General features: G+C 44.4%; 11 protein-coding genes. 1 reads left to right on the plus strand and 10 read right to left on the minus strand.

From position 1 onward, the window contains the following. From IGJ26_RS13955 to rpsO, 3 genes are all read right to left on the minus strand, one after another. Nucleotides 1–1,401, minus strand: a complete 1,401-nt coding sequence (locus IGJ26_RS13955; protein ID WP_074536709.1) for a glycoside hydrolase family 1 protein — start codon at nt 1,399–1,401, stop codon at nt 1–3. Nucleotides 1,402–1,611: 210 nt separating this feature from the next. Further along, a complete protein-coding gene (gene pnp / locus IGJ26_RS13960; RefSeq protein WP_142437383.1) occupies nt 1,612–3,729 on the minus strand; it encodes a polyribonucleotide nucleotidyltransferase in 2,118 nt (705 codons plus the stop codon). Nucleotides 3,730–4,287: 558 nt separating this feature from the next. Beyond that, entirely contained in the window at nt 4,288–4,557 is a 270-nt protein-coding gene (rpsO, locus tag IGJ26_RS13965; protein ID WP_005228072.1) for a 30S ribosomal protein S15, read from the minus strand. Between the two features lie 216 nt (nt 4,558–4,773). On the opposite strand from rpsO, the gene IGJ26_RS13970 reads away from it, so the two are divergent. Beyond that, complete coding sequence (locus tag IGJ26_RS13970; protein WP_008379484.1) at nt 4,774–5,634, plus strand: MurR/RpiR family transcriptional regulator; 861 nt, start codon at nt 4,774–4,776, stop codon at nt 5,632–5,634. A gap of 69 nt (nt 5,635–5,703) precedes the next feature. On the opposite strand, the gene IGJ26_RS13975 is transcribed toward IGJ26_RS13970, so the two are convergent. The 7 genes from IGJ26_RS13975 to IGJ26_RS14005 all read right to left on the minus strand — a co-directional run bounded on the left by IGJ26_RS13975 (nt 5,704) and on the right by IGJ26_RS14005 (nt 17,451). Then, a complete protein-coding gene (locus IGJ26_RS13975) occupies nt 5,704–7,089 on the minus strand; it encodes a glycoside hydrolase family 1 protein (protein WP_008379483.1) in 1,386 nt (461 codons plus the stop codon). Then, the gene (locus IGJ26_RS13980; protein WP_035006799.1) at nt 7,086–9,341 is read right to left on the minus strand and encodes a glycoside hydrolase family 3 N-terminal domain-containing protein; all 2,256 of its coding nucleotides are present in this window, start codon (nt 9,339–9,341) and stop codon (nt 7,086–7,088) included. The genes IGJ26_RS13975 and IGJ26_RS13980 overlap by 4 nt, the downstream gene beginning before the upstream one ends. 6 nt (nt 9,342–9,347) lie before the next feature. After that, entirely contained in the window at nt 9,348–12,395 is a 3,048-nt protein-coding gene (locus IGJ26_RS13985; protein WP_008379479.1) for an alpha-mannosidase, read from the minus strand. Nucleotides 12,396–12,479: 84 nt separating this feature from the next. Continuing rightward, nucleotides 12,480–14,132 (minus strand): extracellular solute-binding protein, encoded by a 1,653-nt coding sequence (locus tag IGJ26_RS13990; protein WP_430599698.1) that lies wholly within the window; start codon nt 14,130–14,132, stop codon nt 12,480–12,482. 21 nt (nt 14,133–14,153) lie between these two features. Continuing rightward, entirely contained in the window at nt 14,154–15,068 is a 915-nt protein-coding gene (locus IGJ26_RS13995; protein ID WP_008379474.1) for a carbohydrate ABC transporter permease, read from the minus strand. A gap of 15 nt (nt 15,069–15,083) precedes the next feature. Further along, entirely contained in the window at nt 15,084–16,037 is a 954-nt protein-coding gene (locus IGJ26_RS14000) for an ABC transporter permease (protein ID WP_008379472.1), read from the minus strand. Nucleotides 16,038–16,092: 55 nt separating this feature from the next. Continuing rightward, nucleotides 16,093–17,451, minus strand: a complete 1,359-nt coding sequence (locus tag IGJ26_RS14005; RefSeq protein WP_008379471.1) for an alpha-L-fucosidase — start codon at nt 17,449–17,451, stop codon at nt 16,093–16,095. Nucleotides 17,452–17,468: the final 17 nt, after the last annotated feature.

Below are 17,468 nucleotides of genomic sequence, written 5' to 3' on the forward strand. Positions count from 1 at the left end.
TTACTCCTCCAACGAAGGGATCGCCCCTTCTTCAATCAGCTTTTGATACCAATAAAAGCTGTCTTTTCTCACTCGTTTTTGTTCTTTTTCCTGTGCATCATTGCGATCCACGTAAATGAAGCCATACCGTTTTCGAATCCCCTCATGTACACTGATCAAATCAATGGCAGACCACGGACTGTATCCGATCAGATCCACCCCAGCATTGATCGCGGCTAAGCATTGGCTGATATGCTGCGATAAATAGTCGATGCGGTACGGATCATGAACCGTGCCATCTGCTTCTAGATGGTCTTCGGCCCCTAAGCCGTTTTCGGTAATGATGATCGGTAAGTGGTAACGATCATAAAGTGTTTGCAACGTCGTTTTCAGCCCCAAGGGATCGATGGTCCAATTGAAGGCATTTTTCTTCAAGAACGTATTGGTGAACCCTTTGTAAAAACCACGCTCCATAATGTCTTCACTTTGCTGATCGCTGATACCGTTCTTCATGTCCCCAGCTTCCGTCGGCTGCTCCACTGTCACTGTGGTGTAGAAGTTCATCGCGACAAAGTCAGGCTTAGCCCGTTCCATCAACGCCTTATCCTCCGGACCAAAGTCAATCGTGAGCCCATTTTGGTTCAAATAATCTTGAAAGACCGTATTGTAACGACCGAAGCAGGCGAAATCAAGGTACGCCCAGTTCCGGACACTGTTGAAATACAGCGCCGCTTGGTTGTCTTCTGGTCGACTAGTCGCCGCATAGACCAACGAAATATTCGGCACCGGTCCGATTTTGCCATTCGGTACGATTTCATGACACGCTTCGAAAGCATATTTTTCAGCGATCATCAGGTGATGAAATTGCTGGTATTTTTCTGATAATGGAATCTTTTTCCCTAATATTTTTTGATCCACCAACAGCATGATATTTGGTTCATTGATCGTCAGCCAGTGCGTCACTCGATCCCCATAGGCTGTAAACAGCGTTTTGGCGTATGCGGCAAATGCCTCAACGGTGCTGCGTTTTGTCCAGCCGCCTTCGTCTTCCAATGCTTGCGGCAAGTCAAAATGGTTCAACGTTACAAAGGGCTGAATGCCGTGTTTCAGCAATTCATCAATGACATCGCTGTAATGATCCAAGCCTTTTTGATTAATAGTACCGCGCCCTTCTGGAAAAATTCGCGACCAAGCGATCGAAAAGCGGAAAATTTTGATCCCCATTTCTGCTAACAAGGCGATATCCTCTTTGTACTGGTGGTAATGGTCGACAGCCACAGTAAAATCCGCGATCTTGTGGTTGTCTCTTGGACGAGTATCTTGGACACTCAGTCCCTTGCCATCGGTTTGATACGCTCCTTCGGTTTGGTGAGCGGAAATCGATGCTCCCCATAAAAAATCAGTTGGAAATGTTTGTTTCATATCGTACTCCTTATCCTAAATAAGATGCGTTTAACATCTTAGAATTATTGCTTGCATGGCAAAGACAATATTCTGAATTATCTCTTATTTTTCGCGGTAACGCAAAAAATAACTCCTGTCAAGTAAGACCCTTTTGAAGATGTGCTACTTAGACACAAAAAAAGCAAAGTCCAGTTTCCTAGACTTTGCTTATGATTTAGAAGTAGCAGCTTATTTTTGCTCTGCTTTATCTTCGTTCAATAGTGCTTTTCTTGAAAGGTTCACACGGCCTTGTTTGTCGATTTCTGTGACCTTCACTAAGATTTCGTCGCCTTCTTTGACAACGTCTTCTACTTTGTTGACCCGTTCGTTCGCAAGTTGTGAAATGTGAACTAAGCCGTCTTTGCCTTTGATCAAGTTGACAAACGCACCGAATTTTTCAACACGGACAACTTTCCCAAGGTACACTTCGCCAACTTTTACTTCTTTCGTCAATTCTTCAATGATCTTGATAGCTTTTTGGATCATTTCTGCATCAGCAGAAGCAATCGAAACTTTTCCGTCTTGATCAATATCGATTTTCACGCCAGTTTCATCAATGATGCCATTGATGGTGTCGCCGCCTTTACCGATTACATCTTTGATCTTCGCAGGATCGATTTGGATCATTTCGATCTTCGGTGCGTATTGGCTTAACTCTTCACGAGGAGCAGCCAATGTTGATGTCAATTCATTTAAGATTTCCATCCGTGCTTTTTTCGCTTGACTTAATGCTTCTGTCAAGATTTGTTCAGTGATTCCTTGGATCTTGATATCCATTTGTAACGCAGTGATCCCATCTTTGGTTCCAGCAACTTTAAAGTCCATATCGCCAAGGTGATCTTCTAAGCCTTGAATATCAGTTAAGATCGTGTAGTTTTCACCATCAGATACAAGTCCCATTGCGATACCTGCAACTGGTGCTTTGATTGGCACCCCTGCATCCATCAATGCTAAGGTTCCTGCACAGATACTTGCTTGAGAAGAAGAACCATTTGATTCTAATACTTCTGCAACGAGACGGATTGTGTAAGGGAAGTCTGTTTCATCAGGAATCACTTGTGCTAAGGCACGTTCGCCTAATGCACCATGACCGATTTCACGACGTCCTGGTGAGCCGGCACGACCAGTCGAACCAACAGAAAATTGAGGGAAGTTGTAATGGTGGATGAATCGTTTTGATTCTTCAACCCCTAATCCATCAATGATTTGGTGTTCGCCTAAAGGTGCTAATGTACAAGCAGACAATGCTTGGGTTTGTCCCCGAGTAAATAGACCAGAACCATGAACACGTGGCAATAAGCCAACTTCTGATGCCAATGGACGGATTTCGTCTAATTGACGGCCATCCGGACGAATCTTGTCGATGGTGATCAATTCGCGAACCACATCTTTTTCAAGATCTTCCGCGATTTGTTTCACTTCTTTCAAGAATTGTGCTTCCTCTTCATGTCCAGCAAATTTTTCTGCATACACTTCTTTCACTGTGTCTTTGACTTTATCGATCTCGTCTTCACGAGCCAATTTTTCTTCAGTCATAACAGCAGTTTTCATTGTTTGGTAGTAGCCGTCGAAGATTTCTTTTTTCAAGTCAGCATCTACTTGTAACAATTTGACTTCCATTTTTGGTTTGCCCACAGCTGCGACAACTTCTTCTTGGAAGGCAACCAATTCTTTGATAGCATCAAAACCGAATAATAACGCACCTAACATGTCTTCTTCAGAAACTTCCTTCGCGCCTGATTCAACCATGTTGATAGCTTTTTTCGTTCCAGCTACTGTCAATTCGATATCAGTTTGTTCTGCTTGTTCTACTGTTGGATTCAAGACGTACTCACCATTGACCCGACCAACATCAACACCAGCGATCGGTCCGTCAAACGGGATATCTGAAATAGACAATGCTAAAGAAGAACCTAACATTGCCGCCATTGCTGGCGTACAATCTTGTTCAACACTCATTACGATGTTTGTTACTTGTACTTCGTTACGGAAACCTTCCGCAAACATTGGACGGATCGGACGGTCAATCAAGCGGGCAGTCAAGGTTGCTTCCGTACTTGGACGTCCTTCCCGTTTGATAAAGCCACCAGGTACTTTCCCTACGGCATACATTTTTTCTTCGTAATTGATTGTTAATGGGAAAAAGTCGGTATCTTTTGCTTCCTTAGATGCAACCGCTGCACTTAGGACAACCGTATCGCCATAACGAACCAATACAGCTCCGTTTGCTTGTTTGGCTAATTGGCCAACTTCTACTTCTAATGGGCGGCCGCCCCAAGTTGTTTTGAATACTTGTTTTTCTGTCATGTTCTGCTCCTTTTCATCGGATCCCAGCAAGTCACTACTAAACAAATGAAAAAGTCGGAATGTCGTTCCGCTGCTTTCATTTGGTTAGTAGGATGCTGCTTACAAGGACCCAAAATTCTTTTTGGCTGCGCTTTTTGATTCACCAGTCAAAAGGCCGCTCTTTCGGTGTTTCACTTTTTAGATGGCTCGAGCTTACCTGTCAGACTGCATCAGCTGTTTTAGCCGACACTGCAGTCGCAGTGATTCCGCTGCTTGGTCACTACGCTCGTTTTCCTCGCCTAGTAGGTTTCATCATCTGCTCTGTGCGGCTTGCGCCGCCCAGTCGCAGTGATTCCGCTGCTTGGTCACTACGCTCGTTTCCCTCGCCTAGTACTATTCATCATCTGCTCTGTGCGGCTTGCGCCGCTCAGTCGCAGTGATTCCGCTGCTTGGTCACTACGCTCGTTTCCCTCGCCTAGTACTATTCATCATCTGCTCTGTGCGGCTTGCGCCGCTCAGTCGCAGTGATTCATAGCAAAAAAGTGAGATTCGGGTTGAACCTCACTTTTCTTTGTTTGATTAACGACGTAATCCTAAAGCTTGGATTAATTCGCGGTAACGTTGTACGTCTTTTTGACGTAGGTAAGCTAATAAGTTACGACGATGTCCAACTTTTTTCATCAACCCACGGTATGAATGGTGGTCTTTTTTGTGCATACGTGCATGTTCGTTCAAATGGTTGATTTCTTCTGTTAAAACAGCGATTTGAACTTCTGGAGAACCAGTATCTCCTTCATGACGTGCAAATTTGTTGATGATTTCGTTTTTGCGTTCTTTTGAAATTGCCATGTTTTTCACCTCTTTTTCTTTTTCCCCTGCGACTGAGTAAAACGTTGGTGATTCGTTAAACCAAGTAACAGGTACTGTGCTTTTCACACGTAATTACTTTACTTGATTCTAAGGAAAAAAGCAAGTTTATCTACCTATTCTTTTCGTTTCTTTTGAAAGCTCCTCCAAAACTTATGTTATACTTAGGATACTACTCTATCTAAAGGAAGTGTAAGGATGAGCGTTCTTTCCCGAATCGAGAGCATGAAAAATGAATTATCGCTTTCTGAGAAGAAACTCTTCGCATTCATGGAGGCCAATCCTGAAAAAGTGCCGTCGATGACTGCGAGTCAATTAGCAGAAGCCACTGGGATCAGTGCACCGACTGTCGTACGCTTTGCGAAAAAAACCGGCTTTGCTAGTTTGACAGATTTAAAAATACAATTATCTGCGGAATCCGGCTTGCGCCAAAATGCCAATGAAAACTTGGGCTATGCCGATGTTGAATTAAATGAGCCCTTTCATGCCATCACATCTAAATTAAGCCACAATGCACAGGTGACTATGAATGAGACGGCCCAATTGTTAGAAGAACAGCTGATGTTGGCTGCCGCTGAACTGATCGCGACTCGTGAGCGAATCTTTGTCTGCGGGATCGGTGCTTCTTCATTGATCGCACAAGATATCCAACAAAAATGGACCCGTTTAGGCAAAATCGTCGTGTTTGAAAATGACTACAATCTCTTGTTGCCGCAACTCGTCAAAAACGAGAAAAAAAGTCTCCTCTGGGTCATTTCCAACAGTGGACACACGCCTGAGATGGTTCACTTAGCAGAAATCGTTAAAAATCTTGGCGTCCCGATTCTGTCACTCACCCGATTTGGCAGTAATCCGTTAACAAAGTTGGCGGATGTTCCCCTGCAAGTGTCCCGTTCCAAAGAAGCCAACCAACGTAGTGCTGCTACGAATTCGATTATCGCCCACCTATTGGCGGTCGATGTCCTTTTCTATGTCTTTTTAAGCAAGAATGAAAAGCTGGCACGCAATATCTATGCCTCACGCCAAGCCATTGCCGATTTTCGTGAGAAGTATTTATAAAATATTCATAGCCAAAGAAGTCCGCAGGAAAGTTTTCCTGCGGTATTTTTTCTTCTAAGGACACTTTGATCAATCAAGGGCATTCTTGGCAGCTACTTCTGCCAACCAAAAACTGGACGCTTTGGGATAACGCTTGAAGCCATTTTTCAAATCCACTCGATAAAACCCATAACGGTTTTTATATGCATTCAACCAGCTCCAGCAATCCATAAAGGTCCACATATGGTAACCGAAACAAGGAGACCCGTCTTCGATTGCATGATGCAGCTGACGCAAATGGTCTTCAACAAAGGCGATCCGATACGTATCATTGACCTGCCCCGTGGCGTCCATGAACCGTTCTTCCTCAGATACCCCCATGCCATTTTCGGAAACAAACCATGGCATGTTTTGATAGTCATTCTTTAGACGCATCGCGATATCGTAAATCCCTTCTGGATAGATTTCCCAGCCGCGATGAGGATTGATTTTTTTCTCTGGCCAATCGTACCCACGAAATAACTGACGTGGCTCAAAGGGACCGGATGCTGCCTTCTGCGGAAGTGGTGCTTGGATCCGCAACGGTTGATAATAATTGCAACCAATAAAATCTACGGTATTTTCGCGAAAAATTTCCTCATCTGTTGCTTCATATTCAGGGGACAATTGATGCTCCTTGAATAAGCTCGTTAGCTTTTCAGGAAATTGTCCATAAACGACACTGTCCAAAAAACTGCGAATATACAAGAGATCTGCCCATTCAGCGGCTTCTCGATCAGCCGCTTCTTGACTTTTTGGATAAACAGGTGACAAATTCAAGATGATACAGATTTCTCCATCAGGAAGTGCGATTTTACGAAACTCGGCAACTGCCTTCGCATGGGCTAACAAGGTATGATAACCTACTTGAATTGCCCGCTTGAAATCACGCGCTTGCGGCCAATGAGCATCTCCGTAATACCCACATTCAATATGCACCAATGGTTCATTAAAGGTCGCCCATTTTTTCACTAAATCGCCAAATTGTTCAAAAGCAGTTTTTGCATAAAATGCAAAATGGTCCACGGATTCCCGCGCCTCCCAGCCTCCTTTTTCCATCAGCCACCAAGGCATGTCAAAATGAAACAAATTAATGATCGGTTCGATGCCTTGATCCAGCATTTCCTGAAAATATGCCCGATAAAACCGGACTGCCGTCTGATTCAATGTTTTTCCATCTGGTAATAAGCGGGTCCATGCAATCGATGTCCGATAGGAATTCAAGTTCATGGCCTTCATGTTTGCTACGTCTTCCCGGTATTGATAGTAGGTATTTGAGGTGTCGCTTGGTCCGACACCATCGTAAAAGCGTGACGGCTCCAACTCAAACCATTTGTCCCATGTAGAGGGACTTTTGCCGTCAACCACTGCGGCCCCCTCGGTTTGCGGTGCTGACGCGGCCGCTCCCCATAAAAAGTTTTTTGGAAAGTGAATCATTCTTTTGCTCCTTTCTGAATTACCTGCCACGTGCGGTCAGGGTTGGACCGTTGAAATACAAATCGATACTGCTGACCTGCTGTTTCGACTTCCAGACAAAACGATGTTGTTTCTTCCAAGGAAATTGCCAGCTGCTGCAATGATGCTTCACCGATCACGAGTTGAAAAGTTGCTTGTCCTTGACTAGGCACCCATACTTTTTGAAAGCCGCATAAGACTTTTTTCCTCGGCACATATGCTTTTGTATACTCTTTTAGATAGCATTGGACCACTTCTTTACCAGACACAGTAGAATGATTTTCAAGTGTGCCACTGACGATAATGCCTTCCCCTGCATATTCAGCCGAAACCGAGCTGCAAATAAAAGAGGCATAACTAAGACCATAACCAAAAGAATATACTGGTGCGCCTTTTTGATCGAGGTAGTCTTTTTGAAACGCTGTGTTTCGATAATTATAACAGACAGGCAGTTGTCCAACTGTATCAGGAATAGAAACTGCTAATTTCCCACTAGGTACCGCTTCACCAAAAAGAATCCGAGCAATCGCTTCCCCTCCATATTGGCCGGGATAGCCAGCGTAAAGCACCCCATCGAACAAGTCTTGCAAAGGAGCTAAGCAATGCGGTCGACCGGAAATCACGATCCCAATCAGCGGCTTTTTACTCTTCTTCAACGCAAACAGTAAATCCAACTGGCATTGCGGCAAATCGAGGGTAGCCAAGTCGATATTTTCTCCACTGGTCATTTCCTGAGATCCCCTTAAGGCGGCACCGTTTTTGTCAAAATCCGTTGTGAAATCACGGGCACTGGAGCCGCCGATCGTCACTAAGATGACATCCGCTGTTTCTGCAATCTGACAGGCTTGCCTTCGTTGAGCCAGTGTGCCACTAGAGATTTCGCAGCCTTTCTCGTAGAAGAAGTCAGCTTGATGCGTACTTAAACTGGTCAAACCTTCCCAAAGGGTCGTACATGTTGTTTCTTCCTTGAATGGCGTATAATCCCCCAGCTGATGATAGAGCTGTTTAACGTGAGGACCGATGACGGCAATCTTTTGTCGCGTTTTCTTCAAAGGCAAAATGCCATTGTTCTCTAGTAAAACAATCGATTCTTCCGCCAATTTCAAGGCAACTTGTTGCGCCTTTTCTTTACGGGGCAATGAAACATGGGGCGTTGCTTCTTTAAACAAGCCAAGTTTTTCTTTCAAAAGAAGCACACGGCGGACTGCATCATCGATCGCCGTTTCCGCAATCAGCCCCTCAAGGACAGCTTCTTCTAACACTGGGAAAACTTCATCCCATAAACTAACATCCACACCGCTGGTCAAGGATTTGGCGGCCGCTTGCGGGCGGCTCCCCAGCCAGTCAGCAATCCGATCCAGCCCGCACCCATCGGCCATCACAATTCCCGTAAAGCCACTTTCTTCTCGTAAAACCTCTTGTAACAAATAAGCATTAGCATGGCAAGGAACACCATCTAGATCATTGTATGCAGCCATACACCCCAAGGCCCCAGCAGCAATCCCTGCTTTCATTGGTGGCAGATGGATCTCGCGGAATTCCCGATCACCGATTGCCACTGGCCCTGCATTGTGTCCCCCCATTCCTGCACCTTGGGCAGCAAAGTGCTTCAATACCGCTAAAACGTTCTGCTTTTCTATCGTTGTTTTTGATCCTTGTAATCCTCTGACGGCCGCTTTGGTAAAGCTGCTGGTTAAAAACGGATCTTCACTGAAACATTCTTCAGTTCGCCCCCAACGCGGATCTCTAGCAATGTCCAATGCGGAAACCAAGCCAACATGGGCTCCTTTTGCCCGAATCTCTTGAGCAGTGATAGTTTGGGCCGCTTGATACAGCTCTGGATTCCAACTAGAACCAACACTAAAATTGACCGGAAACGTCGTCGCTTCTAAACCTTGGTGCCCGTGAGGACACTCTTCACTGAGAAGGGCCGGAATCCCCAGCCGAGTGTGCTCCTGCAAATAAGTTTGAATCATAAGGGACAGCTCATAGGACTCCGTGGTCGTCAGGCCTGTTTGCTGATTTCTACCTGACCAAGGATCAGCTCGAAACACGCCGTAAATCCAGCCAAGACTGCCAAAACGAGCTACTTCTTTTTTAAAGGTTTCAGTCAACATAATTTTTCCGTTAGTTTTTTCATAAACTTCCCAACCATACAGACGCTGATTCAGCTGGCCGATTTTTTCTTTCAACGTCATTTGCCGTAAAAGTGTCTCAATCATATGCTTCTCCATTTCTATTTAGTCTTCTAAATAAAGCATGATGGTCTGGATCTCAAAAGGCTGGAAATGGATTGTGATGCTTTGGGCATCCAGCGGCTCGACCGGCAGTTCAGCGACGGTTTCTTCCAAAAGATTCGTTAAAACCGCTTTTTTGATTCTTTTTTGGCAACGCAATTGACAGGCGGTGGTTTGATTGTGATATTCATACAACCGCACGATCAGTGCCTCTTCATCTTCGGCTTTTTTCACCGTATCCAGCAAGACATTCTTTTGATCGACTGCTAGAAAAGCTTCTGCTGATAGTTGTGGCACACTTGGAACGGTTAGAACGGGAACATTCAATGCCAAAGCTTCTTCCATCGTTTGCGCGTCTTGCCAAGTCCCTTCGTGGGCGTACAAGGAGTAGGTAAACTCATGAAAGCCTTGATCCGCTTCTGGATACGGATCGATCGGCGATTTGATCAAAGAAAGCCCGATCTTTTGATAATCCGTATTGAACCCATATTTCGAATCTGTCAAAATACTAACCCCATAATTTCCTTCTGAGAGATCAACCCATTTTTGACCACAGCTCTCAAAACGTGCTTGGTCCCATGTCGTGTTTTGATGCACAGGTCGTTTTACCTGCCCGAATTGAATATCAAACGTTGCTTCCAATGTGTTAACATCAATCGGCATCAATGCCTTTAACAGCAGTTGATGCTGGTGCCAATCAACCGCTGTTTCAAAATCGATTCTTCCCGTGCCATGGTAAAAATGCAGCCATTGCGTAATAAAAGAATCTTCAAACTGACGTTTGATCTTCAAGGTATCGCGAATCTCCCCTTGCTCAACAACCTCAGCTGAGAGAACTTGCTTCACAGGATAAGGCTTCTTCTGGTAATAAATATCAATGTCCCACGCATCATAATCCATTGGCAGATCTTCGTAAGCCACTAACTGATTCAACCGCTCGCCTTTTGGCACGATTTCTCGCTGCTGCCGTTTGTCAAATAAAGAGATGATGTCAAAGTGTTCGTCAAAAATCACTTTAAAATCAACCGTTTCAAACGATTCCTCCAGCCGCATTGCCACTTGCTTTGATTGAGGCACAGCTGAGACAGGGGTCAGTGTTTTGCAGCTCAATCCAGCCATGGCGGGAATTTTGACTAAGAGCCGGTCATCATAGGTCCGCTGAGTCAGGTAAGCTTCTTTGATCCCTGTCTGATCGTCTAAATAGACCAGACCCGTCCGCTCTTGTCCCAGCGGATTAAAGACATGCCATGACGTAGCTTCGGCTGCTTGCACCGCTGGAAACAAAGTTTCGATCAGCTTGCAGCCTTTATCAAAGAGCTGTTGATACTCTTGATCCGTCTGATCATAAACTTCTTTGATCGAGCTTCCCGGCAGAATGTCATGGAATTGATTAAATAGCAGCTGTTTCCAAAGTTGTTCTAATTCAGCTTGCGGATAACGATTGATTGCACAAATACTATAAAGTTTTTCAATCGTCTGTAAGAAAAATTCTCCTTGGCGATTGGCCTTCTTGTTTTTGCCAATCGAAGTCAGTGTTCCACGATGGTATTCAAAGTACAATTCGCCGTACCAGACCGGGCCAGGTTTTTCCTTAAAAGAATCTGCCAGTCGATCAAAAAAGCCCCCCACATGATTGCCAGTAATCGTCGGCATATCTGGCAGTGTCTTTTGCAGCCGTTTCTGGACTTCTAGCATCTCTTTCGTCGGGCCTCCGCCACCGTCACCGTACCCATAGGCAATCAAAATTTCGTCGTGCTGATCTTTTTGCTGATAACGTTCAAAACTCCCCTTAATCGTATACGGATCTAGCAATCCATTATACGTCGTATAATAATCTCTTGGACTGTATCCTTCACTGATGGTGGTAATAAAATGCGTCAAAACGCGGCTGCCATCAATTCCTTGCCAATAGAAGGAATCATAAGGAATTTGATTGAACTGGTTCCATGACAGCTTCGTCGTCATAAAGTAGGGCGTATTTGTTTTGCGTAAAATTTGCGGCAAGGCGGCTGAATAACCAAAGACATCCGGTAGCCATAAGATGCGGCTATCGACTTGAAATTCCTCTTTCATAAACCGTTTGCCATAAAGGATCTGACGAACCAGCGATTCCCCTGAAGTCAAATTGCAATCTGCTTCCACCCACATCGCCCCGTCAACTTCCCATCTTCCTTCTCGAACTTTTTCTTTGATTGCAGCGTAAAGTTCAGGATAATGTGTTTTCATGGAGAGATACAGTTGTGGTTGGCTTTGAAAAAACGTGTAATCTGGATACTCCTCCATCAATTTCAAGACCGTCTGGAAACTGCGCTCACCTTTTTCAATTGCTTGCTGTGCCGTCCAAAGCCACGCCAGATCGATGTGGGTATGGCCGACAGCCGTCACTTTTTGTTTTGGTGTATGCGCTGGTAAGTAACATGACGCAAGCAGCTGCTTTGCTTTTGCGAGACTTTCATAGAATGCCGCTGAGTAGGGCGTACGAAAATCCAAGACATTGGCGACTTGACCAAGGACTTGTTGATAAAATGCTTCGTCACCGCCAAAGGCACGAATGGCACGCCAACTATCAAACAGCGTATAAAAATCAAACCAGAGTTCATTGACGACAGGATCCAATGCCAATAAGTTGATATGCAGTGGGAATGGTTTATCGGAACGGCCCGAGAACAGATCAATCTTCAGTTTGACTGCTTTTTGTTGATATCCTTCAGCCAAAGTGACCTCTCGATGATTGACATCGATAGCTTGGACATAGGTATCGTCCAAATAAATTTTGATTTGGGGATTGGTGGTGTTGTCCCACTCTGAGAGGCTTGAATAGACTTGTAAGACACAAGGATTCCCTACCCAATCATTGGGAACTTGAAAGCTGCCTTTCAGCTGATAATAGGTGTTTTTTTCTCCGAAATAACTCCCTTGCTCATACGGTACCCAATCCTCTTGTTTTAAAAAAAGCGGGTCTATTGGCTGTTGATAGCGTACACGGTACTGTTTTAATTTGTAGAAAATTTTTCGGATGCGTTCAAACTCGTAAGGCTGCATAACTCTCATTTTTCTTTTGACTCCTCTATCTATTTTTTGAAAAAAAACGGGTGGAGATTGATTGTCTCGACCCGTTTCTCTTATCGTATGATATTAGTTTGCTTTCCAGCGGTCATAGGCCGTTTGATAGACTTCGACATATTCGTCAATGCCCATTGCTTCGATCGTTTTCACATAATCGTCCCACTTGTCTAATGGCTCGACACCTGTGATAAACTTCGCTTCCATTTGTTCTACATAAGTTGTCAAATCAGTGGCAGTGGCTGCTACTTTGTCATTTTCTTCAATCGTTAAATACAGTAGCGGGAATGGTACTTCAGCGATGTCTTCCATCTTTTCTGCCGTTTCTTGTGCAACCCAATCACTAAAACGAGTATCTGGTTCTTCATCAGCCGTTTTGCGGATATGGTATTCACCTGTTGTATCAATGACAATGTTTGGTGTAGTCAATCCATATGCCGGCGTGATTTTGCCGCGTTCGTCTTCCGTGTTGTCTGTATCAATGCCATCCACATAAACCCGGACTTTTTCGCCATCCGCATTTTCTTGGTACTCCCAAAGAACACCTTCTGGCCCTTGTTCAATATATTTTGTGCCTTCTTCCGAATAGAAGTAATCCACCCAACGCATGGAAGCTTCTGGGGAAGGATTGACATTGGTCAATGCAAAAGTTCCCCGAGAGATTCGTGGACTGCCAGGAATCTTGGCTTCTGGTGCCCATTCAGAGGTCAACGGTTGGAACATCGGATCGTTCATCGCCTCTGCCTCACTGCGACCAGTAGTAAAGAAGCTGAAATAGTAGGCAAAAAGCCCTAGTTGATTGTTTTCACCCTTCGCTTTTTTCTGCTCATCTGACTGTCCATAAACTTCTTTATCCAGCAAGCCTTCATCGTAAAGTGTATTCATGTATTCCAAGAATGCTTTGTAGTTTTCTGATGTCGGTGTGTAGGAGACCACATCATCGTCCACTTGAATCCCGCGAGTCCGTAAGCCAAAGGCGGCCATCAACCAAACACGTGTCGAGTTCATATCGACATCCGTCAATGGAATCTCGTCTGCTTGACCATTTCCGTTAGGATCTTCGTCTTTGAAACGCGTCAACAATTCTTGCAGTTCCTCTGTGGTTTTCGGCAGTTCTGATACACCTAAATTATCTAGCCACGTGCCGTTGTACCACATCGGGCCTTGCCACCAGATTGAAGTCGCATTCCGAGAGATCATTGGTAAGGAGTAAATGTGCCCATCTGGCGTGGTGATCGATTTTAAAATAGAAGGATCTTCTTGCGTCAGTGCATAAAGATTTGGCATGATTTCTGGCGTGATATACTCCTCTAAGGGAAGTAAAATCCCTTGTGAACCGTAATCGATCTCCATCGAAGCAGTCAGTGCTTGCGAACCAGCACCGTAAACGATATCCGGCAAGTCGCCGGAAGCAAAGGCTAAGTTCAGTTTCGTACTAAAGTCAGCCGATGGCGGTGTCGTATAAGTCAGTTTGATACCGGTTTTTTCTTGGTAATCCTGTAGCGTCGGCATGTCTTCCCACTCGGCCATTCCCACACCTGGTGCCATGATATTCAAGGTCAGCTCTTCGCCTTCTTTGATGATTGGAAATTGGCTGTCATGATTGATAGCAACCTCTTTCTTTTCTCCAGTTCCCTCATCTGAAGAATTGCCGCAGGCACCCAAGACGAGGGTACTGCATAAAGCGACACCCGCCATTCCTAAAAGTTTCTTTTTTAATCCCATTTTCTTCCTCCTTTGATTTTTTTATCCTTTAATTGAACCGACCATCATGCCCTTGACAAAATACTTTTGTAAGAACGGATAGACGATGATTACCGGTAACGAAGAAACGATCATGACACCGTACTTGATGACTTGAGCGAGTTGCTGTTTGCTATATAGCATGTTCGCCATTTCTGAAGTCACATTGCTGACGGTATTTGAAGACATATCTTGAAGAATCAAAATTTCTCTTAAAATCATCTGCAGCGGGTACATCGATCGATCAGAAAGATAGATCAATGCGTTAAAGAAGCTGTTCCAATGTCCGACGCCATAGAACAAAGCCATTACCGCAATGATCGGCGTTGATAATGGTAAAACGATCTGCATGAATAGACGAAAATCGGAACAACCATCCACAATCGCTGCTTCTTCCATCTCTCGCGGAATTGTGGATTGAAAAAACGTTCGTGTGACAACCACATTGTAAACCGAGACGGCCCCTGGAATCACCAGTGCCCAAACGGTATTCAGCATACCTAAGCTGCGAATCAGCAAATAGCTGGGAATCAAGCCACCAGACAGGAACATGGTAACCAGCATAAAATTGGTGAAGGCCCGTCGCCCATAAAAATCTTCTCGCGATAACGCATAGGCACAAGGCAAGGTTACCAAGAGATTGATCGATGTTCCTAACACTGTATAGTAGATCGTGTTCAAATAGCCACGCCAGATACTGCTGTTGCCCAATAATGTTCGATAGCCTTCGAAGGTGATTCCTTTTGGTAAAAGCCACATTTCACCTGAGTTTACCAGATGCGGATTTGAGATCGAAGCGCTGACGATATAGATCAGCGGATATAAAACGATCAGCAATGAAATTGCTAAAAACACATAAACAAAGATCAAAAAGATTTTATCAGCACGGGTATCTTTTATTAAAGAAGTTGTTTTCACTTTTGGTCCTCCCTCCTACAATAGACTAGAATTGCTTAAACGTTTGGCAATATGATTGACTACGATCAACAAAACTGAATTGATCAATGAGTTAAATAGGCCGACTGCCGCAGCAAAACTGTACTGCGCATCTAACAGCCCTTGCTGGTAAACAAAGGTCGCAATCACATTCGAGGATTGCATGTTCAAAGGATTCTGCATCAAGATGATTTTTTCAAACCCAACTGACATCAAGCTGCCGAAGCTCATGATCAATAAGATCACCATCGTGGGCATGATCGTTGGAATATTGATATACCAAACGCGTTGCAGACGAGAAGCGCCATCGATCGTTGCCGCTTCGTGCAGTTGCGTATCGACTCCAGATAGAGCTGCCAGATAAATCACAGACCCCCATCCCGTTCCTTGCCAAACTCCGGACAGGACATAAATCGTTTTAAACCAACGAGGATTGGTCATAAAGCTGATCCGCTCGAAACCCAAAAATTCTAATAGGTGATTGATGATCCCTGTTGAGGGAGATAAGAAAGCAATGACCATACCAACCATGACCACCACAGCAATAAAGTTTGGGGCATAGGTGACTGTTTGGGTAATCTTTTTAAACGGGCCGTCTTTGATCTCATTCAAAGCCAATGCCAGGATGATCGGCAGCGGAAAACCGACAACCAATGAATAGATACTGATTCCTAAAGTATTTTTGATGAGTTCCCAAAAATAATAGGAATCGAAGAAACGTTGAAAATGTTTAAATCCAACCCAAGGACTTCCCAAAATCCCTAATGAAGGCATATAATCCTTGAATGCAATAATGATTCCATACATCGGTCCATAAGAGAAAATCAAAATAATCAAAAATGCTGGCAACACAAACAAGTACAATTGCCGATTTTTCTTGATCTTCATTTTTATATCTTGTTTCTTTGTTTTAGGTACTGAAACGGTTTGTCTGATTGGCGCTGTTTCCATTCTTCCTCCTCCTTGCTTGGTGTTAGCCTTATCATGAATTGTATTCGCTTTCAAATCAATGTGTATTTTTTTCCCTATGTGTCGAAACGCGAATCCCAACTGCCCCAACGTTCGGCTGACTGATATCCGACCATAAGAGGTACGGTTCGGTAGCGTTTTTATAGAATGGTAACGCTTTTTTAGTGGCTAGATCAATTAGCTCGTCTTCTTCAGTTGCGCCAATCTCTGTTAAAGGAATCTGTTCGCAAGCGCCTGCAGCGATACTGCGAAATGCAAAATGAGCCTTGCCCTCTTTTTGATAGGTCAAATGCCATTCATTTGGCCAAGCTATTGGGTTCGCCCGCGTTTCATAGATACCTTCACCATATAGCGCCAACCAATTGCCGATTTCTTCTAAGCGTTGGGTCTCTTCGAATGTAAATTCGCCATCAGGTGTTGGGCCGACACCTAAAATCAAATTTCCCCCTTTGCTGACTACCTCAATCAAGGTTTCCAGCAGTTCTTGGCTGCTCTTGAAGGTATCATTCGGCACATATCCCCAATCATTCCCAATCGGGATATTGCTTTCCCAAACTTTTTTAGGAATTTCTGCTAATGCAGGAATTTTGCGTTCTGGTGTCACATAGTTTTCATGACGGCCACCCATCATTCGATCAACGATGATCAATTCCGGCTGTTTCTCACGTGCAATCTCAGCTAAACGATCCATTTGTAGGTCTTCTTTTCCTTGCCCGCACCAACCGGCATCTAGCCAAAGAAAATCGACTTTTCCGTAATTGGAAGTAATCTCTACAATCTGACGATGCACAAATGACACATAGCGCGCCCAGATTTCTGGGTGAAGGTGGGTGTCATAGCTGGCATGACGGCCTTTGACGGTATCATCATCCAACCAGTAAAAAGGAGAATACCAGTCAGCTTTAGAATAGTAGGCTCCTGTTGCAATCCCTGCTTCTTGAAACGCCGTAAACACTTCTTGTAAAATGTCGCGTTTAAAGGGACTTAATTTCCCGCCGATTTTAAACTCTGACTCCATTGTGTTAAACATCGAAAACCCATCATGATGCTTTGTTGTGAATAAACAGTACTTAAATCCCGCCTTCTTACAGATCTTGGCCCATTTACGGGTATCCAGCTTCTTCGGCTCAAATTGATTAATCAACTGCCAATAATCCAAACGCAGTGCTTCGATAGTTTCTCGATAGGGCTGGTTTTCTCTAGCCCATTCATCTTTTTCAGATAATTGCCATGATTCAACGATCCCCGCTTCAGCATACAGCCCATAATGGAAGATTACTCCGAATTTCAAGTCTTGAAACCATTCCAGACGCTGCTTGAGCATTTCTGTTTCCGGGACCCACGCTGCTTGCTCTCTCTCCTTGGCTTCTTCAATATCGCCGCGAATTTTTGTCATACATTTGCACTCCTTTC

Source organism: Enterococcus sp. AZ095a (assembly GCF_050546735.1).
GTDB classification, from domain to species: domain Bacteria; phylum Bacillota; class Bacilli; order Lactobacillales; family Enterococcaceae; genus Enterococcus_D; species Enterococcus_D entomosocium.